The organism is Providencia sp. PROV175 (assembly GCF_032707045.1).
In the GTDB taxonomy this organism is placed as follows: Bacteria; Pseudomonadota; Gammaproteobacteria; order Enterobacterales; family Enterobacteriaceae; genus Providencia; species Providencia hangzhouensis.
Genome location: NZ_CP120533.1, coordinates 4,019,388 through 4,040,952 on the forward strand (window position 1 = coordinate 4,019,388; position 21,565 = coordinate 4,040,952).

22 protein-coding genes are annotated in these 21,565 nt (G+C 38.6%); 6 read left to right on the top strand and 16 right to left on the bottom strand.

Annotated features, from left to right (window positions below; translation table 11 throughout):
* Positions 1–6 precede the first annotated feature (6 nt).
* From P3L44_RS18305 to P3L44_RS18380, 16 genes are all read right to left on the bottom strand, one after another.
* Complete coding sequence (locus P3L44_RS18305) at positions 7–963, bottom strand: ABC transporter (protein ID WP_140171779.1); 957 nt, start codon at positions 961–963, stop codon at positions 7–9.
* The gene (locus tag P3L44_RS18310) at positions 960–1,646 is read right to left on the bottom strand and encodes a thiol:disulfide interchange protein DsbA/DsbL (protein ID WP_227528845.1); all 687 of its coding nucleotides are present in this window, start codon (positions 1,644–1,646) and stop codon (positions 960–962) included. The genes P3L44_RS18305 and P3L44_RS18310 overlap by 4 nt, the downstream gene beginning before the upstream one ends.
* Before the next feature lie 79 nt (positions 1,647–1,725).
* Entirely contained in the window at positions 1,726–1,923 is a 198-nt protein-coding gene (locus P3L44_RS18315) for a DUF4762 family protein (protein ID WP_004259555.1), read from the bottom strand.
* 110 nt (positions 1,924–2,033) lie between these two features.
* Positions 2,034–3,704, bottom strand: a complete 1,671-nt coding sequence (locus P3L44_RS18320) for an O-antigen ligase family protein (protein ID WP_272672483.1) — start codon at positions 3,702–3,704, stop codon at positions 2,034–2,036.
* 10 nt (positions 3,705–3,714) lie between these two features.
* Positions 3,715–4,278: a fimbrial protein gene (locus tag P3L44_RS18325; protein ID WP_272662432.1), complete on the bottom strand. Its 564-nt coding sequence runs from the start codon at positions 4,276–4,278 to the stop codon at positions 3,715–3,717.
* An 8-nt stretch (positions 4,279–4,286) separates the two neighbouring features.
* The gene (locus P3L44_RS18330) at positions 4,287–5,408 is read right to left on the bottom strand and encodes a fimbrial protein (protein ID WP_140171783.1); all 1,122 of its coding nucleotides are present in this window, start codon (positions 5,406–5,408) and stop codon (positions 4,287–4,289) included.
* Positions 5,409–5,410: 2 nt separating this feature from the next.
* A complete protein-coding gene (locus P3L44_RS18335) occupies positions 5,411–6,025 on the bottom strand; it encodes a fimbrial protein (protein WP_140171784.1) in 615 nt (204 codons plus the stop codon).
* 10 nt (positions 6,026–6,035) lie between these two features.
* Positions 6,036–6,788, bottom strand: coding sequence for a molecular chaperone (locus P3L44_RS18340; RefSeq protein WP_109912784.1), 753 nt, complete (start codon positions 6,786–6,788; stop codon positions 6,036–6,038).
* Positions 6,789–6,829: 41 nt separating this feature from the next.
* Positions 6,830–9,307, bottom strand: coding sequence for a fimbria/pilus outer membrane usher protein (locus P3L44_RS18345; RefSeq protein WP_272662430.1), 2,478 nt, complete (start codon positions 9,305–9,307; stop codon positions 6,830–6,832).
* Between the two features lie 74 nt (positions 9,308–9,381).
* On the bottom strand, positions 9,382–9,921 hold the full coding sequence (locus tag P3L44_RS18350) for a fimbrial protein (protein WP_272662428.1): 540 nt from the start codon (positions 9,919–9,921) through the stop codon (positions 9,382–9,384).
* 83 nt (positions 9,922–10,004) lie between these two features.
* A complete protein-coding gene (locus P3L44_RS18355) occupies positions 10,005–10,547 on the bottom strand; it encodes a fimbrial protein (RefSeq protein ID WP_004259591.1) in 543 nt (180 codons plus the stop codon).
* Positions 10,548–10,734: 187 nt separating this feature from the next.
* The gene (locus P3L44_RS18360) at positions 10,735–11,055 is read right to left on the bottom strand and encodes a helix-turn-helix domain-containing protein (protein WP_004259596.1); all 321 of its coding nucleotides are present in this window, start codon (positions 11,053–11,055) and stop codon (positions 10,735–10,737) included.
* 695 nt (positions 11,056–11,750) lie between these two features.
* The gene (locus tag P3L44_RS18365) at positions 11,751–12,344 is read right to left on the bottom strand and encodes a sulfite oxidase heme-binding subunit YedZ (RefSeq protein WP_140171787.1); all 594 of its coding nucleotides are present in this window, start codon (positions 12,342–12,344) and stop codon (positions 11,751–11,753) included.
* On the bottom strand, positions 12,344–13,351 hold the full coding sequence (gene msrP, locus P3L44_RS18370) for a protein-methionine-sulfoxide reductase catalytic subunit MsrP (protein ID WP_036958075.1): 1,008 nt from the start codon (positions 13,349–13,351) through the stop codon (positions 12,344–12,346). Before msrP ends, P3L44_RS18365 begins: the two co-directional genes overlap by 1 nt.
* A gap of 88 nt (positions 13,352–13,439) precedes the next feature.
* A complete protein-coding gene (locus P3L44_RS18375; protein WP_272662427.1) occupies positions 13,440–14,804 on the bottom strand; it encodes a heavy metal sensor histidine kinase in 1,365 nt (454 codons plus the stop codon).
* On the bottom strand, positions 14,801–15,472 hold the full coding sequence (locus P3L44_RS18380; RefSeq protein WP_004259607.1) for a heavy metal response regulator transcription factor: 672 nt from the start codon (positions 15,470–15,472) through the stop codon (positions 14,801–14,803). The genes P3L44_RS18375 and P3L44_RS18380 overlap by 4 nt, the downstream gene beginning before the upstream one ends.
* Positions 15,473–15,913: 441 nt before the next feature.
* Here P3L44_RS18380 and P3L44_RS18385 point away from each other — a divergent pair, with 441 nt between their 5' ends.
* The 6 genes from P3L44_RS18385 to P3L44_RS18410 all read left to right on the top strand — a co-directional run bounded on the left by P3L44_RS18385 (position 15,914) and on the right by P3L44_RS18410 (position 21,509).
* Positions 15,914–16,462, top strand: coding sequence for a tyrosine-type DNA invertase (locus P3L44_RS18385; protein WP_014657972.1), 549 nt, complete (start codon positions 15,914–15,916; stop codon positions 16,460–16,462).
* Between the two features lie 419 nt (positions 16,463–16,881).
* Positions 16,882–17,196 (top strand): helix-turn-helix domain-containing protein, encoded by a 315-nt coding sequence (locus tag P3L44_RS18390; RefSeq protein WP_004259612.1) that lies wholly within the window; start codon positions 16,882–16,884, stop codon positions 17,194–17,196.
* 10 nt (positions 17,197–17,206) lie between these two features.
* Positions 17,207–17,437 (top strand): helix-turn-helix domain-containing protein, encoded by a 231-nt coding sequence (locus P3L44_RS18395; RefSeq protein ID WP_110591112.1) that lies wholly within the window; start codon positions 17,207–17,209, stop codon positions 17,435–17,437.
* Between the two features lie 169 nt (positions 17,438–17,606).
* Positions 17,607–18,143 (top strand): fimbrial protein, encoded by a 537-nt coding sequence (locus P3L44_RS18400; protein ID WP_004259621.1) that lies wholly within the window; start codon positions 17,607–17,609, stop codon positions 18,141–18,143.
* 67 nt (positions 18,144–18,210) lie between these two features.
* Positions 18,211–18,747, top strand: a complete 537-nt coding sequence (locus P3L44_RS18405) for a fimbrial protein (protein ID WP_004259625.1) — start codon at positions 18,211–18,213, stop codon at positions 18,745–18,747.
* A gap of 92 nt (positions 18,748–18,839) precedes the next feature.
* A complete protein-coding gene (locus tag P3L44_RS18410) occupies positions 18,840–21,509 on the top strand; it encodes an outer membrane usher protein (RefSeq protein ID WP_140171790.1) in 2,670 nt (889 codons plus the stop codon).
* The last annotated feature ends 56 nt before the right edge of the window (positions 21,510–21,565 follow it).

Below are 21,565 nucleotides of genomic sequence, written 5' to 3' on the forward strand. Positions count from 1 at the left end.
TATTATTTAATGGCTAATAAAATAAAGTGAATGGCTATGCCATAAAAGCCAATCATTGGGATAATGACGAACCGCATTTTCAATGATGGCGGGCATTTGAGTTGCAACGTCTTTTGCTGCAACAGGCGGATAAACCTTGATTTTTAAACCGTTTTGGTAGTACAGATGATAAAAAACTACCTGTGCCGAAATCGCACTGGATAAACGCACGACACCATTGTGCAGCTTTGCTGCACGGTTAAATAAATGGCACGATAATTTGCTCGACGCCCCTTCCTCTGTTTGAACCGTGTAATCAGGGGTAATATCAGGGAAAACAATCATATTTTTTTGCCCTGCCGCCGTTTCTGTCATCGCAGTCATTAATTGGCTAGCTAATACTTTATTTCCCTGATGAATAGAACAATAAGATAAATTCACCTGACCTAACTCACGTGCCGAAGCGTTATACTTTTGCTGCTCTGCGCTCGACGAAACCACCACCGTCGCATTCCCAGGAGTCACCCCCGCCCCAACCATGGTGGCTAAAACATCAGAAACCATATGTAACGGAGCAAGTACAACGGGTTTATTTTGTTGGTGTAAAGGCGCAACGACGCTATCAAGTTCAAGGGTACAAACTCGAACTTGCGCCATGATTTTTTGGTTTTGTCCCCATGTGGCTGCCTCTTCCAAAATGAAGCGTCGAACAGCTATCCAGCCCATATTAATATGCCCTTTCGTTTCCATTAAACTACGAAAGTTTTCCGTGGCGACTTTATTCCGATTACGATATTGACGACCTAATAAGCCGACGCGACATAATAAATTGGAGACAAATAATACCGATGTGATATAGCCTCGGCGCAATAACAACCGTAAAAAGGCAAGTCCACTATGATTAAGTTTTTGATATCCTTTTTTAAACGGCATCAAACAGTTTTTCGCTGTAAATACCGTCCAGACAATGCAAAACCGGATCACCGTAACTCCTTATTACTTTTATCTAATAACTCAAGCATATAGGCAGTAAAGTCTGCAAAATCACGGTCTTGGTAAACAACATAGCGTTTATTGATAATAAAGGCAGGTGTTCCAGTAATTTGATAAAATTTGCTAATTTCAAGCATATTTTTTAGACGTTCTTGAACGGCTTGGCTTTCACTGGTTTTTAGGTATTGGATTGAATCAATATTGTGCCGTTTTAACCATTGGTTTAAGACATCTTTATTAGCTAAATCAAGCTTATCGTTGATAACGGCAGTATAAAGATCCTGACGTAATTGAGATTCCACCCCCATCTCTTCCAATGTCGCAAAAATAGGCGCATAGGCAGCCAGCCCCATATTATTATCCATGGCTAAATGAACGACTTTAAAGTTGACATTCTCAGGGAGTGTTTTTTCGAATTGGCTGACATTGTCATGATTTACTGCACAATAATGGCAACCATAAGAAAGGACTTCTATGATGCTATTATTTTCTTTTATTGGACTCAACAGAACTTGTTCACTATTAAATTCAATAAAAGAAGAGCCTTGTGCATCATCATTTGAGAAAGTATTAAAAACAAAAATATGATAGAACAAAACCGTCATGAGTGAAGAAGCAATAATAACAAATAGAGTATAAAGTGTGATAGTTATTGGTTTAAAACGAGTATTCATAACAGTTAATTCCATTCAGGTACGAAAAATACATGGGGATAACTCCCCATGTATCAATTAATAAAAATTAAATTTAATACTATGGAGCTGTTACATCACAGTTTGATGCACCAACAGCTTTCGCTTTGTATGTTTTGTTACCGTGCTTATCAGTACAAGTCGTTACTAATTGGCAAGATTTAACACCACCAACAGTGATGCTCTCGTAAGAATCAGTACAAACTTGTTTTGTTCCACCAACTACAGCAGCAGCTTCGATAGCATTTAACTTTTTCATGTTATTTCCTTTAATATAGATTTTAATTAATAAAACGCCCTATTTATTGATAATTAACACCAATAAATCATTTAGATTTTTAATTAACACACGAATTACTACGTGAATAATTAAAAATTCAATCCTTCTAATTTCTCATTATTATCAAATAAAAAAATCGCTTTTCCTTTGACGCTTTTTGCTTTCTCTTTCTCACCTAATTCATTTAAAACAAGGATCCAAGAAAAATAAACATTAATATCTGGACAAGAACGAGAATAGCTTTCTGCCCAAGACGAAAATAAATTCAAATAATAGGGGTTCTGTGTCTCGTTATAGCGTAACAAATACCCCATATTGAGATCCAATTTATAACGATCATTGATTAAGTAATATTTCCACTCGCTATAATCGGGCTCATTCATAGAAAGAAGAAACTGTTGCCCTGTTTTTTCGATATACGTTAAATATTGCTGCGTTTGCAAAGTAAAATACAGCAACCCCATGGATAACAAACCACCTAACGCAATAATTGTTTTCGAACAATACCCTACAATTTTATTTAAATGATACTTTTTAGTTGGAATATCGGCACAACGTATTAGTAGTATCAATACCACCCCATGAGGTATTGATAGCCACAATGGAAACTCTGTCATCATATGAAAAACAATTGGTAACGCAATAACTAAAAAAACATAATTATTATTTTTATTTTTTAATGAAGAATAAAGTAGATACCCACTACCAATAATAACTAACAATATTGCCGCAATACCAACTAACCCACCTTCAACCATCCAACGCAATATCTCATTGTGTGGATGTGAAATAACCTTTTCACTGGTTCCTAGCAAACCACCACCAAAACGCTCTAAAAATACAGATTCAAAACTACCAACCCCAGAGCCAAATAAAATATTTTCGCTAAATAAATATAAACTATGTTGCCATAGCACCCATCTAATATGTGATGTTTGTAATTTACTTTCAGAAAAGTCAGAAATATTAAAACTAACTTTTATTCCATAGCCAATAATAAGACCGATAACAATCGCTATTGAAGAGTAAACAATATATTGACGATGATACTTTGCGAAAAAATAAAAAACAATAACAATTAATAATAAATTTAAATATCCAGTTAATGATTGGGACAATGGCAATACCATGCTCATTAAAATGAGACTCACAATGATAATGGCAAACGCATACCGTGTGACAGTTCTCATTAAAATAAACATGCCTATTGCACTGGCAATACCAACACAAATAAAACTAGAAAGAACATTAACTTGTTGGAATACACCATATGGCCTATCCCCTGATATCGGAAAAAAATTAAAAACCTGTGCTATTGAATATAGACTCTCAATAATAGCAGCAAATAATACACTGCAAACAATTATTTTCAATACAGTTTCTGAAATATTTATTTGCAATAAAGCTTGATAAAAAAACAACGCCCCCAATAACCAATACGCAGTCAAGTACGCATTAAGCTGGTAATTTTCTGGCGCAAAAAAACACAAGCCTAATAATAAGACTAACCCAATCGTAATATAATTACTCGACTTAGAATAGTATAAGGTTAAATTTTTAATTTGTGTAATACTAATCATCACAATAAAAAAAGCAATAAAAAAACCACTAATTATATTGAATGGCAATGACAAACCTGTTCCGCCCATATTCGGCAGATAAATATGCAATATAATGCCAAAAAATATAACGACAAAAACTAAAAGTACCCATGGATAACTTTCTTTTTTATTATCTTTAATTTTGATTGCAAACATCATGTTTCATTCGTTATTGATAATTTAATGTATAGTATGCAGTGCTATAAAAATTCCCATAGGTAATCGTTTCGTTAATTCTCGCTTCTGGCTCAGCTTCGACATAAGCCTTGAATTGAATTTCCGTATCATTTTTTGCCAAATTTTGCGCTAATGATGGCGTATTCAATTCTATGGGTGTTTCATTTAAGTTTAATAACCCAATACCGATTCCGCTTGCCTCACTTTGGTCACTAATCGCAAGATGGTCAGGAAGATTTTTATTTTCAATTCCATTAAAAGTCACTGTCACCGATTTAAATATGGTCGTATTACAATTCGTTAAATGGATTGAGAAAATTAAAGGTTTCGACTTACCTTCTTTATAAAGGTCTTTAACCGAAATTTGTTGAAAATCAACAGGGACCTTCTCACTTCCCGGCGCTATCTGACATGGCGTAGCAACAACCATGCCTCTGAATGAATAGCTTCCCATATTAGTTGGGATCACACTCGCACTCATCGGCCCCGAGACTAATAAATATAAGCCAATCGACAATAAATATTTTGTAAGCTTTATCTGATTATTATTTCGCATGATCGGCCTCATTGGAATTCAGCAAGGATTGTCCCGGTACTTGTAAATTCACCTTCTTCCACACTACTACCAGGCGCAGCTATTGGCGCAGCCGTTAGGTTCCAGGTACCTTGGTTATTAATAAAGTCAGGCACTTGGTATGCTTGATTTGGTTTTACCAATGTACCCGCCACATTATCAGTCACCACAATGCCAAGATTTGTGCGTTTCACGCCGTTTTTTAACGTACCGAAATAATCAGGGTTAAAATCCGCACTGCCTGACGCCCCCGGTAAGAGTGACAGCTTGATATTTAAATCACCTGTCGTAAAACTTCCACCGGTACATTTAACTGGGATCTTAAAGGGCTGAGCATAATTAATTCCATTTAACTGTTCACTCGTATTTGCTACATCAAGAAAATCAATATTAATTGGGTTACCTTCATTAATCGTACACTCATCAGCAACTGTGATAATCCCTGCTCCTAAAACAACCCGAGTTGAAGGGATTGGCGCATAAGCTGTACTGCCATTCGCTGGGCTGCCTTTTTTGGCAAAAACCTGTACCAGCTCAGCTTGGTTGATGGTAATGCCATTAATAATCGGTTTTTTCAGCCTAAACGTGATTGTTCCACTCGACCCTGTCCGTAGCTCGACACCATAATCACGGCTATTAACACTCGGTGGTCTACACTCTATTGGGTCAGAACCCCCATTCCACATATCCTTCACTGGAACAGTGACTTTCTGACCAACCCTTCCCCCTATTTGAATTTCAACTTTTACATCAAAATATTCATTAAGGTTCAGGTACCCCGGGTTTTGCATTGATGTAGGAATAGTTGACATTAAATCAAATGTCATTCCTGAATCAGGACCGGTATTCCCAACCCCTCCTGGATTCATGTAGCTTTGGCAGTAAATATCAAAGTAAGGCCAGTTACCCACATCAAAATTGAATACCGTTTCTGCATCCTTCTCATTAACGAGTAATTGATTATTCATTCTCGCTTCGAATGTATAAGTTCCCCCGTCCGGTATAGCGGAACCGTGAGGATAACCTAAAGCAGATAACGGAAAGACCCCTATTGTGAGTAAACCAGCCACAATAGTCATATCTTTTAGTTTTTTGTTGTTGGATACAAACATGGTTATAAATACTCCAGTTTTAGCCTAACTAATCCGCTAAAAGTTCCCGCTGAAACAGACTGTGCTGTAGATTCCAATGAGGCATTAAGTGTAATGTTGTTATCACCAGGTTTGATCACCCATGAACTTGTTGGCTGATTGACCATTAAGTTTTGATGTTCTTTACTAGAAATACGCAACCCGGCACCTCGAATATCACCTGTCACTCGCACCAGATCAGGGTTAAAAAAATCCGTATCTCCCGCAATGCTCAATGAAACAGCGCTTTCTCCCGTCAAGTAATAACGCTGCGCATTTTGAGTTGCCTCTCCAGCAGCATTCACAAATGACTTGGATGCCCCGCGTTGGCAATCTTTGAGCCGAATATTAAATGCAACAGGAGTACTTCTATCGCCAATGCGGTGAAATTCTCTGGCATTGATGTCACCTAAATCGACATACTGCTCTTGTGTTTCTAATTCAAGAACACAAGGTGATGCATAGACGCTCCCTGTCAAATGCACAGTACTATGTACGTCTAGCAATGTTTGGCGAGACAGCTTTTCATCCGCAATTTCTGCAACTGCGGAGAAACTTCCTAGCCCCAATAACACTATCCCTAAGCACCTAATGTTCATATCAATACTCCTAGCGAATCTGTTGCTCTGGTGGTAACGCTTTACACGTATTTCCGCTACAACTGTATTTAAGTTCTGGATGACCACCATAATCATTCACATACATCATGGTGAAACTCTCGCCTGAACTATTGACCTTAATATCGAGATGCGATTTAGGTGCAATCATCACCCCTGGAAAATCAGTTAGTTTTTTTCCACCTTCTGCCACCGGTTTATTATTAAGGCTAATAATGGTCACAAAATAAGGGGTTGGGTTTTCAGCACGCCAATTATTTCCCTGTTTATAAAATATGACTTGGTCTTGCCAAACTGCACTTTTAGACTCAGGAATAATGGCTGTCGGCCGATAAAATAATTTAATGCGCGATTGCATCGCTAACTGTAAAACATTCGGTTTATCGGGTTTTGGCGGAACTTCGCGCACATTTAAATAAAATAGACTTTCACGATCTTGAGGTAACTTATCTATCTCGGCTGTTTTTGAAACACGAGCAACCCCTTTTTGCCCCCCATTAATGCGCTGTAATGGTGGCAATACAACTAATGGCGATGTAATTTTTTTTCCATTGGCATCTTCAACCCATGACTGAGCAAGAAAAGGAATACTTGAGCTGGTGTTTGATAAATTAGCACTCGCAGAATTTTCATCGCCTGTAATAATCAGTCGCGTTCTATCCAGTGAAATACCTGCATATGATTGCCCTACGCCAACCATCATAACTAGCAAACCACCTACCCATTTATTTATACGAATCGCCATTTTCTCTACCTTATAGAATACTTTTTCAAACTGTCATTACATTATTGGCAAGGCAGCAAAACTGACATGCCCGAATTTATTTTTTCAGGCAGTTGAATTTTACATTGCGCTTTTCCACCCCAAGATACTGTTAACGTTTCTTTAGGATTTACTGCCATCAAGTACGCCAACCCATTTTCCATTAACATGGCAATGTTAATTCCATCCGCGTTTGTCACATCAGCACCAAACGGAGGTACCGTATCGTTATAACGAATGGTGGCAATGAGTTTTTCACCTTGTGCAACATCAAATCGCTGATAACCGATTGCCCCTTCTGTTAATGTCGAGGTTGCGATCGCCTTATTGGTATCAACGTTATTTTTTAACTTATCGACATCAATACGTGTGTCGAAGCTGTAATAGCTGACAATATCAGGCACAACAGAAATACCAGCCCAGTTAGTTCGCGTTTTTTCATGGTTAAACGGCACGCCACCAACACCGTTGGTATCGACCATAATTCTTGCTGTATCCGTTGTACCGGTGCTGTTATGCAATGCTGCACCATGCTTAGTAGCAGTGAAGCCACCGCGCAATGTCCCGTTGATCGATGCCGTTTGTCTTTCTTGATAGCTCACATTGGTATTAACTTCAGCAAGTTGCGTCCGTTTTTGATAATATCCATCAAACCGGACGCGATCATCGCTGCTTCGGCCGGCTCTAACTCGCCATAAATTATTCGTATCCCTGTTATCACTGTAAGACAGCATATGGCTGGTCTTACTACCACTATTTTGCAAGTCGTATCCAGCCCAACGGCTATCACCAACAGGCACTGAAACCGAAAGTGAAATGCTATCGTCACGTCGACCTCGATAGTCAGAACGGTAAGCCGCAATGTTGGTTGAGACACCATTGATACCCATTAGACGAAATGTTCGCCCCACGGATAAGCCATATCTATCTTGAGATGTTTGGTCCCAAAAGGTCTGATGGGTATAAGTTAAGAATACTGTCGTTCTCCAATCAGGATCATCAGCCCAAAAAGTTTTATTCCCTGTTACGGTATACATCTCTTTTTGACGGCCAATACCCAGATATTTGTTTTCACGCTCATCTAAATATTGCGACAGTGTTCTAAACTTATCCTGCGAGAAGCGGTAACCCGCAAAAGTAATCGTACTGTTAAGTTCATCAAATGACTTTGAATAACTCAGGCGATAAGAAGAACCCGTTTGTGTGTTATCACCCGGCATTCGGCTAATGGATTGTGTGATATCTGCAGAAAGTGCACCAAATATAGATAAATCGCGCCCTAACCCAGCAGATATTGCAGTGTAATCCCTACCCGCAAAAAGTAGGCCGCCAATGAGTGACCAGTTATTGCTCAGCCCCCAAGAGAAATCTCCCGTGGCAAACATTGGCCCCTCAGGCTTGTGATTAAATCGAGATGGCTTACCGACCGAAGCGTTGTAACGCACATAACCCGGGCGAGTTAAATAAGGGATATTTGCCGTATCAACTTGAAAAGTCGATACCTCGCCGTCATCACCTTCAACTTTGACATCCAAGGTTCCACGGATTGAGCTTTGCAAATCTTGAATACTGAATGGCCCCGCAGGTACCGTCGTTTCATAAACGACACGCCCAGCCTGAGTCACAACAATTTTTGAATTGCTTTTCGCAATACCATTAATCTGTGGTGCATATCCTCGTAGATTCGGCGGTAACATACGTTCATCACTGGCAAGGTTAAAACCAGTGAAGCGAATCGTGTCAAAAACCTGAGAACTTAGATAAATTTCACCCAGTGTCAGCTTAGCCGCCATGTGGATCAGAGGACGATATGCATAAAACTGGTTCCAATCGAATTTTCTATCGCCACGCTCGTTATAATTAGCTTGATAATCAGCTCTAAAACGCCATGCGCCCAAGTTAAATCCCGTTTGGCCATATGCCGATAATGAGTGTTTATTTGTATGTGTCGTCAAAGAACGAGAAACTGACCCGGTCAGGTTATAATCAAATATAAGGCCTGAAACCCCTGAATCCCAACGCTCAGGCGGCACCCAACTAGGATCGGAATATTTCATCCATGCCTGTGGAATAGTGATATCCAGTTTGCCTTCATGATTATTAATTTTAACGCCTGAAATAGGTAAAATATTTGAACATTCAGGGGGTATGGCTTGGATTTTTTTTAACGCATCTTCTTTGAGCGCTAACATTTCAATTTGCTTAGGGGTAAAACAAACTAATGATTTTTCACTATCGTGAGGATCGGTAATATAAGTGACTTTCTGCTGAGACAATGATTGTCCATTAATATAGAGATCTAATAAATATGTCCCAGGAAATACGAAATTATCTTTAGAGAATCGAGTTAAATCAATATTGTTACGGTCACCAACATCTAATACGTCAACATTAAACTCAACAAGATCATTTGCAGACATATTTGGTGAATAGCAAAGTACTGCAATATATATTGCAAATAGTTTTTTTATATTATTTATATTTCCATTTAAAATAATCATTTTAGTTACTCAGTATTCACTCATTAGGCTAGAGATTTAGCTCAATTCTCTTTTATATGTAATTATTATTAGCTTTAGAAATAATCCATTCTAAACCTTAGAATTCCAGCGAAATCACCTGCCTTAATATGCTTTTGATAAGCAACTAAAATTGCAGTAAAATCTAATCTATTGCGCCCTTCTAATAATGTGTAATCCGGCATTTTTCTATTAAGTTTAAGTATTTCGCCGTGAGAGTCTCTAAACTGAATTCCAAACCCCTCTGAATCGCCGCTTACTTGTAAAAGTTGATCATCATTAACAGATGTTCCCATCATGGTTATTTGCGCGCGTGATGCACTACCTTTATCATTAGAAGACAACGTACATCCAACGAGCTTTATAGCAAAATTCTTACTCACCAGCATATTGACATCAGGCGTGATCTCTCGGGCACTGATTTCACCAAAATTAACCCAAAGTTCTCGGCTTTCAGGATCAATCGTACATGAGGCTTCTATTAATTCACCTTGCATTACAATATCACCAGGGGTGTTATTGGAGGTCATTCCCCAACTTAATAGAGGCCATAGCAAACTAGAGCCTAATGCTATTTTTGCAACCCGAATAGTCATGGATAATACCATTTAGTTATTGGTAGATTTTATTAATGCGGAGTATTTAACACTCCGCATCTTGGTATAAAATCAATTACAAATTATTGGTAATCAATTTTAAAATTGATGGTTGAATCAAAGCTACCTGGAGTTACTGCATTAGATGCATTATCAGATTTTAAATAAGCAACGAATGGAATTGCAGTTTTACCATCAGTTAAATTAACTGCTGTAGAAGCTTGTCCCCAAACAACATCTTTATTTCCATTGTCTCTTAAACCGATACCAGCACCACTTGCAGTACCTGAAGTGAACGCCGCTAATGTATTATCATTAGGGTTAATAGTTGATGGTGTATAAGTTACAGTTGCAGTTTGTGCAACGGTAGTATCACACCCTTGCAGAACGATATCTTTCTTGATATTACCTGCACGCTCACCATTTTTTAAATTAGAAACAGGGATCTGATAAAAGTTTACTTTTACAGGACTTGATTCTTCACTTAAACCACAAGCAGAATTCACTAATTCACCTGAAAATTCGATAGTACCGTTAGTAGGTGTACCAGTATAAGCAGCCATTGCTGCGAACGAAGCAAAGCCTGATGCAAATACAGCACCCATTACAAATTTATTCAATTTCATGATTATTTAATCCTGTATAATACTCGTATAATGTATGTTTCGCCAAATAGTTGTTAATAACAACTTTAGATAAAAATAATCATTATTTTTAATTAAATTAATGATTATTTTTAATAAAGTTATCATATATACAAATTATATTTACTGATTACACTTTGTAAAATAGGTTAGATTTTTATTGACTGAATTAACGCCACATTTTTTTAGTGTCTTTATCTAAGATAGCAAAATAATTATTTTCATTTTTTATAATACATTGTAATCTTTCATTATCGTATCTATCTATTACATGATTAAAAAGGTCTCTCCATGACTTATTGAATATCAAAAGGATTGTGTCCATCATTTCAAATGTCAGTTTTGTTTTTCCCGTTTCATATCGAGATATCTGCTGTTGACTAATATTCAATCTTTTTGCCAACTCTTCCCCTGTTAAGTTTCGCTCTTTTCTAATTCCTCTCAGATACTGCCCTATTTCTTTATTTATCTCATTAGAAAAATAAGTCATTTAATTTAACCTTTATATTAAAAATTAATTATAGGCACCAATCTGAACCATAGATACCGTCCTAAAATTTTTGATTATTATATGTCTGATTATTTATTTTGTATAATCGATAGAGCAAATTGATTACTATTAAAAAAATTTATCGCTCTATTAATATAGGAGAAATGTAACAAAAAAAAATCACACTTAAATTAATAATATAAATAACAATACGTTATAGATTAAAAAACAAAGCTTATCACCTCAAAAATTACATTTTGATACACTTAAAAATATTAAAACATATTTTTTACTAATGAGATGTATTTTATGGTTAAATTTCGACCACGAAATACAACTTAAAAAAGTAGATTTACTCAGATTTTGTGTTTGTAAATTATATGAGATTTTTTTAAGATTTATCTTAACCTTGTTATTTACAAACACCAACAAATTAATTATAAATTACCGTAAAATTTATAATCGAAATTATATACCATAGAAATCATCACTTGCGACCAATAAATTCCAACACAGTCTAAAAATCAGGGGATTTATTACACTAATAATGAGTATTAAGAGATTATATTTCACACATGTAATTTTGTGCTTTGATAAAGTGAATGCCTAATACTGAGAAACTTCAGTACCGGCATTTGATAATATCAGGTAGGAATACAATTAAAGCACGTCAACCTTTATTAAGATTTTATTCGTTATGTTTGCTGGCTCCGCATGCGATAAGCAAACGCACTTCCCACGATGGCTAAATAGATAAATGGTTCAGGTGTTAAGGTTTTTAATGACAAAGTATAGTGGCAAAGCGCCAATATGAGCGTAGGGTAAAGCAGCATATGAATTCTTTTCCACCATACGCCCAAATAAAGGCGTATACGGTTGAATGAACTGACTGCCATCAACAATAAACACAACCAAGCTATCGCGCCAATCACTAAATAGAGCCGCGAAAAAATCTCTTCGAAAAATAGCGCCAAATTATTTACGCCAATTTCCAGTAATAGATAGCTACTTAAATGCAGCACAGCCCAGAAAAAACACCATAACCCCAGTAATTTTCGCGTCTGAAACAATGCGGTAAATCGCAATAATTTCGCAACCAGTGGGATCAGTACAATAATAACGAGCAAACGTAAAGCAGCTATTCCTGTAAAATGTTGGATATCTTTGGCAGGGTCGGCTCCAAGCCGTTGGGTATCGACTAAAAAAATCAGCCATACCAAAGGGAGCAAAGCAATAAGATGAAAGCTCCCTTTGGTTAATCCAACAATGAACTTATTGTCTTGGGGCATCAATAATATCTCCGCAAATCCATTCCTTGATACAAACTTGCCACTTGTTCTCCATATCCATTAAACAACAATGTTGGCTGGCGGGTCACTTGGCCTAAGCCTCCAGCACCAATAAAACGCTCGGTGGCTTGTGACCAACGAGGATGGCTTACATCTGGATTCACATTGGCAAAAAAGCCATATTCGCTCGGCGCTGATAGGTTCCATGTCGTGTCAGGCATTTGCTCAGTAAGGCGAATTTTGACGATAGATTTAATCCCTTTAAAGCCATATTTCCATGGTACGACCAACCGGATCGGTGCTCCGTTTTGGTTGGGTAATGTTTTTCCATAAACGCCGGTCGCCAGCAAAGTCAGTGGATTCATAGCTTCGTCTAAGCGTAGCCCTTCAACATAGGGGTACGATAAACCACCACCAATATAACGACTTTTTTGTCCTGGCATTTGTTCTGGTGCGTAGCGTGTTTCAAAAGCCACATATTTAGCTTTGCTAGTGGGTTCGACTAAAGCCAATAATTTCGCTAAAGGAAAGCCAACCCATGGAATGACCATCGACCAAGCCTCAACACAGCGCATGCGATAGATGCGCTCCTCTAAGGGAAACTTAGTGTTTATGTCATCTAAATTAAGCGTCAGGGGACGATTCACTTCGCCATCTATTGTCACCGTCCACTCATCCGTGACTAAAGTATGGGCATTCTCGGCAGGATCGGATTTACCGAGCCCAAATTCATAAAAATTATTATAACCAATCACTTTATCTTCAGGGGTGAGGGTTAAAGATGGCTGAAACTCTTCAGGTTGAATAAATGTCAGAGGTTTTCTTGGCGTCATCGGAGGTGTTGGCGTATCGTCATTGAACCAAGAAAACAGCCCTGCATTGGCCGTCGTCGCAACGGTTAAACCTGCAGCTCCAATGCCTAAAGCCTTAAGTAGCTGACGGCGTTTCATAAAAAAGAGGGTTTCATCCGTGATTTGAGATGCGGGAATTTTAGGTAACTTTTTCATCATGCGCTCCATAGCAAAAAGGATATGAAATTAGTTATACCGAAAGTACGACAAAAGTGGCTGACAGTAAGATGACAAATTTGTCATCTTACTTAATTGTAGGAAATTTCAGGGTAATGGTACTAGTTCCTGCATGGTGTTCAAAACTCGCTGATCCGCCATGTAATTCGACTATCGCTTTCACAATCGCTAACCCGAGTCCTGTTCCATCTGTGGTTCGAGCATTATCCCCGCGCCAAAAACGGGTGAAAATTTCATCACTGTTTTGTAGAAGTTCTCCTTGATTAGTGATTTTAATTTCCCGTTGTTGCGAAAGCGTATTAATTTGGGTAACGACACGGGTGCCCGGGTAAGAATATTTAATCGCATTGGAGACAATATTCACTAAAACTCGGCTGAGTAATACTGGGTCAGCATCCAGAGTCAGGGATGAAGGCTCACAATACAGCTCAATCTGTTTTTCTTCTGCATAGGCAGAAAAGAGTTCGTAAACATCGTTAACTAACATATATAAAGAAAGTTTTTCTCGATTTAAGGTAATATTTTTATTTTCCGCACGGGCAATAAACAAAGTACTTTGGATCATTTGTGACAGTTTATCGAGCTCTTCAATATTACTGACTATCATCCCTTCATATTCGCTAACACTGCGCGAGCGCTGAAGTGTAATTTCATTTTGTACCCGAATCGCATTAATTGGGGTTCTCAGCTCATGCGCCAAGTCATCAGCAAATTGAGTAAGTTTGACAAAATCATGCTTTAACCGCTGGCGCATCGTATTCATTGATTCGCCCAGCTCTTTCAATTCCTGTGGTAGCTGGTCAATATCGATTGGGTCATTTAACGCATGAACGTCTGTTTTGACCGTTATCTGGCTCAATGCTTGAATGTCGGATAACCCTTTTTTCAACAGCCATAAGCTAAGTAGCCCCATCAGCAAAATGGAGAGGACAGAAATCACCACGCTTTGGGTGAGATATTGAGCCAACACGCCACTACGGTCGACAGAAACTTTACCAAGTACCACATGGAGCGGCCCTATTGGAGAATTCATCGAAAAATAGACCGCAGAAATAGGGATGCCTTGAGCAGTTTGCCAATGGTTAATGGCATTGATGTTTAGCTGCTCAAGATTGACTAACTGAAGAGGTTGGGAGCCCAATAACTCGCGATTGGTGGTGACCAATATGTGCCCTGCTGCATCAGAAATTTGGATTAAGTCTTGGCGCATGTCCATCATGCTTTGGAAATACATGGGAAGTGTTTTGATATCAATGCCACCAGCGATGAGTTTGGCAAGCTGCTCCGCACGGTTAACCAGTAAATTATTATCTTGTTGAGATAGTTCATTTTTGAGTGAATGATACAAAATCCATGTCACCACTCCAGCATTAGTAACCATAAGAATGATAAACAGAGAAATAAGTTTGAATCGAAGTGATTTCTTTTTCATTCTATTGGCCTATTTAAGCGGTATCCCATCCCACGAATAGTTTCAATGAGTTTAACGTCAAATTCATCATCGATTTTTTTTCTCAATCGACGGATTGCCACATCAATAATATTCGTGTCACTTTCAAAATCGATCCCCCAAACTTCGCTAGCAATTAAGGTTCTAGGTAAAATTTCATCGCAATGTAGAACGAAAAACAGCAATAAGGAAAACTCTTGCCGAGTTAAGGTGATTTTCTTTCCAGCACGCTCAACATCGTGGCGAGTTAAGTCGATTTTTAAATCCGCAATAGTTATGGTGGTTGAGGCTGGCTGGTTAATTTTTAATTGGTTTTTAACCCTGGCTAATAATTCAGAAAACGAAAACGGCTTAACGAGATAGTCATTGGCACCAAGCTCTAAACCTTTAATTCTGTCATCAACGGCATCCCGCGCAGTGAGGCAAATCACCGGTATGTTTTTAGCTGTGCGTAAGATTTTTAAAATTTCCCAGCCATTCATACCAGGCAGCATGATATCGAGGATCACCAATTGATAACTGTTTTCTAAGGCAAAATAGAGACCATCGCGACCATCATTAGTCACATCAACGAGAAAACCCGCTTCTTCTAATCCATTTTTGACCCACACTTGGGTTTTTAGGTGATCTTCAATTAATAGTATTCTCATGGGAACCTAATAGTGACTTTATTTGACTTAACTTCATTTCATCTTAAAGAAATTTTTTCTTTAAAGAAACGGGTAGGAATTTAACCATAAAATACTCGGAGAAAGACAGCGGGAAAAAACAACACGGAGCCATTAAAAGCAACTCGTAGAATGGTGAATGGGCCGGCACAAAAATGGAAATTAGCTGCTTTCATCGACGAGTAAGTATTGTTTCGTAGGCAAATAATCCCTTTTCCCTCGCATTTATAACACAGAATAAAAATTGATTAACCAAATATAAAACTTTAGTTAATTAGTCTTCAATTACCGACTTGGCGGATAATAAATAATTTTTTATTTCACTCATAGAATAAAGGCATTATATTTATCTAAAAAAATTAATGTGTTAGGTCGATTAATTTAGATATGATTGACCTTTTTTGACTAAATAGGGAAACGTTCATGTCCACTCGTAAGTATTTAACTCAACAGGAAATATCTCGACTTTTAGCTGCTTGTCATTTGTCGCGACATCCCGAACGTAATTCTTGCTTAATTTATATGTGCTTTATACATGGTCTAAGGGCAAGCGAAGCCCTATCGCTAAAATTATCTGATCTTAACTTAGAAAGTAATGAACTTTATGTACACCGTTTAAAGAATGGTTTTTCAGTTAATCACCCACTGATTGATGAAGAGATCCCACTCATTAAAGCTTGGCTAAAAATTAGAAATACATGGAAAGGGAAAGAAAGTCAGTGGTTATTTTTATCTGAAAGAGGGACTGCCATGACTCGCCAGCGCTTTTATCAACTTTTTTCACGACTTGGCGAGCTAGCTGAGCTGACCCTAGGTATTCATCCCCACATGTTACGACATGCATGTGGTTATGCATTGGCGGATAGAGGCGCCGATACGCGTTTAATTCAGGATTATTTGGGGCATACGAATATACAACATACCGTACGATACACAGCAAGTAACCCTGCAAGATTTCGGGGAGTGTGGTAAGAAAGGTGCTATATGGTGGGATAAAGGCGCTAAAAGAGTTGTCAAAATGCACCAAATTGACAAACGTAATGAATTAGGTGCATCTTAAGTTAAATGAAAATACACGTCAAATACGTAGCGTGTAAATAACGCTATGTATACATTACTAAAAATAAGTACATTCCATTATTAAAAGATCATTGAATTTATTAATTTTTTCACATATTCAAACTCTCCATGCCACTTCAAACTTACACATTGTAATATTCTGAAATGCTTTATTTGGAATAATTAACTAATAATTTTAAAAATAAAATACAAAATTAAAATTATTCATTCATTAATGAAATATTTAACTAACAATATACAACTATTGTCAATTTGGTGCATTTTGACAACAGTTAAATTAGTAAATCATTCAGTTTCGTGAGGAAGATTTTATGCAATCTAACTTATCTCCTAAAGAAATTGTCGGGGGTAATATATATAAAGCCCGCCGAGCAAAAGGATTAAGTGGCTCTGAGTTAGCTGATTTACTTTTATGCTCTCAGCAACATGTTTCACGTATTGAGCGCGGAGTTATTCGACTACACCTAGAGCAGATTAAGCAAATTGCGAACTCGCTTGATATTGATATTAATTGTTTATTAGATGGTGTTGGATTTCAAAATAACTCAGTAAATTATATCCATAATATGGAATGTTATTTTAAAGCTGAAGGATGGTTTTCTGGATCTAGTCAATTTATGAAATAGGTTTAACCTTATGTCAGAAAATATAATAAAACCAACATTTAATATTATTGTAGGAAAAAAAATAAAAAAACACAGAAAAGAAATGAAATTAACTGCTGAGGAACTAGGGAGATATATTGGCGTAAGCCAACAGCAAATTTCCCGTTATGAATCAGGAGTTAACCATATTAACATTGATTTTTTATCTCAATTATCTGAGTTATTTAAAGTACCAATTCAAGTTTTTTTAATAGAAGACTAAATATATTTTTTAATTATTAACAATTCAATTTCATTTTTAGTATTTGATTTTTTAAATCAAATACTGGTGCTTTGCTTTTTTCCAGTTCATTGCAAATAGAGTGTCTGCAATGAGCAATGAAAACTGACACTCATTATTTACTTAACAATAAACATAGGACTTTATATTCATGAAAATGAAATCTATTGCAATGGCAACTTTTATGGCTCTGGGATTAGCTTCTGCAGCAAACGCAGCAGATCAAGGCCACGGTAAAGTAACGTTCAAAGGCGCTATTATCGATGCTCCATGCTCAATCTCTCCTAGCTCAATCGACCAAACAGTTGAATTAGGTCAAATTTCTAACATGGCATTAGTTGATGGCGGTAAATCAACTCCACGTCCATTCGAAATCACTTTAGAGAACTGTGATATCACTAAACTGACTAAAGGTGTTCAATTAACCTTTAGTGGTGCTGCTGCATCTTTCGACAATACCAATAAAACACTAGGTATTGTTGGTACTGGCGCAGGCGCTGGTGTTCAGATCACTAATGGTAGCGGCAATGTGGTGACTTTAGGAACAGCAGCACCATTCCAACAAATTCAAAATGGTAACAACACACTGAATTTCGCTGCTTACTTAAAAGGTAATGGTGGCGATATCGACACTATCACTGCCGGTGACTTTAGCTCAGTAGCGGATTTCACTCTGTCTTACGAGTAATTCATCTTGAGCCAACAAATTAATTTGTTGGCTCATTCCGACTGAATTGGGTGTAAGAGAGGGAGCAATGAATAATTCGATAACCAGTGGAGTGTTTTCATTGATCTTAAGTATAGGCACGTTGACTGCGGTATCAACTGCATATGCTCAAGGCTCAGTGAGTATGAATGGAAGCATTATTGAAACAGCATGTGCAATTGATGTCGGCAGCCGTGATCAAACTATTGATATGGGAAGTATTGCGCTGACTCAAATTCGCCGTGATGGGCAAGGACCTGCTCGCCCTTTTGTTATCCGATTAGTGAATTGTGTTCTTGAACGCCAAAATCCTGACAAACCGAATTGGCAATACTTTCGCGTAACATTCGATGGCTCCCATGACAGGGGGTTATTTGGTGTGAACGGACAAGCTCAAGGTGTTGGATTACAAATTCAACGTGAGGGAGATGGTGAAATTGCCATACCTGGCCAAGGAATGTCAGTGAGCTCCCTAACAGCTGGAACAAAAGATCTCACCTATCGGCTACGGTTGGTGGCGAATAACCGCCCATTGGCATCAGGCCAATACTACAGTCAATTACGTTTCAAACTGGATTATGAATAGTCGGTTCCTCTTATAAATGAAACTCCCCTTTGTAGGATGAGCTTCGTGAGCGAAATGACATTACGGATAAAAGAACGCAAAAGAAGGTCGAGATGATGACCCTGAATTTCATTCACACGCCTGTGTTACAGATAACTCGGCCTTGCAGATTAGGGCTTTTAGTCGCGTTGGCTATTAGCTTTGGTGGTCACGCATCCGATATTAAATTTAATATGGATATGCTAGACGTCAATGATCGTAACAACATTGATCTAAGCCAATTTGCGCGCCCAGGCTATCTCATGCCTGGTGAATACAGTTTTACGGTTTTCTTAAACAAGCAAAGCATGCCGGAAGAAACTGTCTTTTACTATGCACCTGAAGGTGAGTCGAATGAAAGCCTCCCTTGCCTGAGCCCTGCTTTAGTTGAAAAATTCGGTATCAAACCTGAATTGATGTCGACGTTAAAGTGGTGGCACGAAGGACAATGTTTATCGCTTGAAAGTTTACCCGGAACTGAAGTTAAAGCCGACCTTGCAACTTCGGCTATGTATATTAGTTTGCCGCAAGCCTACCTCGAATATACCGCTGAGAATTGGGATCCTCCTGCACGCTGGGAAGAAGGGTTACCCGGCGCATTGTTTGATTACAACTTAAATGCACAAGTGGGCCAACAAACCCGCTCAGGACAACAAACCAACTACAGTACCAGCGGTAATGGGGTTGCTGGCGTTAACTTGGGTGCTTGGCGAGTTCGTGCTGACTGGCAAATGCGTATTGATAAGCAGCAAGGTCAAAGCACGACCACATCACTAGATTGGACTCGTTATTATGTCTACCGAGCAATCAAATCCTTAGGCGCAAAACTCACCTTAGGTGAAGATTATTTAACCTCTGATATTTTTGATAGTTTCAGATTTACAGGGCTTAGCCTGATTACCGATACCAATATGCTACCACCTAATCTACGTGGATACGCACCAGAAATTACTGGGGTAGCAAAAAGTAATGCAACCGTCATCGTGAGCCAACAAGGACGCATTATTTATCAAACTCAAGTCGCTGCGGGCCCATTCCGTATCCAAGACCTAAATGATGCATTAGCTGGGCAAATCGATGTTGAAGTTAAAGAACAAGACGGCTCAACACAGACTTTCACTGTAAATACTGCAAGTGTTCCGTATTTAACACGCCCGGGGCAACTGCGTTACAAATTAGCCGCAGGGCGCCCAACAAATTGGCGCCATCATGTTAGTGGCGATACCTTTGCAAGTGGCGAATTCTCTTGGGGGGTTAACAACGGCTGGTCACTGTATGGTGGTGGAATTGGTGCAGAAAACTATGCATCCGCGGCTATAGGGATTGGTCGTGACTTAATGGTATTCGGCGCATTGTCATTCGATATTACTCATGCTCGGGCACATTTAACCAACTTAGGTGATATTGGCAATAAAACGTATCGCGGGAGCTCGTATCGTTTAAGTTACTCTAAACGTTTTGATACTTATAACAGCCAAGTGACATTTGCAGGATATCGATTCTCTGAGCAAGGTTTTATGAGTATGTCTGAGTATTTGGATGCGCAGGAAACGGGTGCACGCCAATACAACAGCAAAGAAATGTATACCATCTCTTATAACCAACAATTTTCAGAGTTAGGGCTAAGTGCATTCATCAATTATTACCATCAAACCTATTGGGATCAACCAGATAACGACCGCTATAGTATTTCGTTAGCTCGCTATTTTGATATTGGTAAATGGAAGAATCTTAGCCTCAACTTGACGGCATATCGAAATCGTTATCGTGAAAACAATGATGATGGCATATACGCGTCACTCACAGTGCCTTGGGGTGAAAAAAGTTCCATTAGTTATAACAGTAGCTGGGATAAAAATGATAACTCACAGCGCGTGAGTTACTACAGCACCATCGATGAAAGAAATAACTATCAGTTAAGTACCGGATGGGCACGTTCAGGTGCACTTGTGAGCGGCTATTACACTCATCAGGGAGACTTAGCACAGCTCAACGCGAACGCAACATACCAACAAGACCGTTATCGATCTGCGGGGTTCTCTTTACAAGGTGGTTTCACCGCAACGGAGAAAGGTGCCGTACTGCATCGTGGTAGCCAAATTGGTGGTACTCGCATATTTGTTGATACCGATGGAGTACCTAATATCCCATTACGTGGTTACGGCTCGATTGTGCGCACTAACCGCTTTGGACAAGCCGTTATTAGTGACGTGAATAGCTATTACCGTAACCAAATTAGCGTTGATTTGAATGCATTACCAGATGAAGCGCAAGTGTCTCAATCTATAAAGCAAGGCACTTTAACGGAAGGGGCAATTGGCTACCGTCAATTTGATGTTGTCGCAGGAAACAGTGCGATGGCGTTGTTAAGGCTGTCGGACAATAGCACACCACCTTTCGGGGCAATTGTCTTAAATGGTCGTGGTCAGCAAGTCGGTATGGTGGGTGATGATGGAAATACCTATCTCACTGGTTTAAACGCAAAAGATACTTTGCAAGTTCGTTGGGATGACCAAGTGCAGTGTGAAATCACACTCCCTGATACCTTGCCAGAAGATGAATATTTACAGGCAAGCTGGTTATTACCGTGCCACAAACCGGGAGCAAAAGCCGCATCGCCAGCGACCATAAAGACACAATCAGCGAGCCGTGCATTAGAAGCAATGCCGAAAGCATCAGAACTCGTTGTGCCTGTTGTTGAAAGAACAGCGCCAAAGGAGTCAAGCCGCTGGTTACAAAAATAATAAAAATGAGTGGTACGCAAAGAGCGATGAGTGCTCCTTAACCATAGAAGATAACA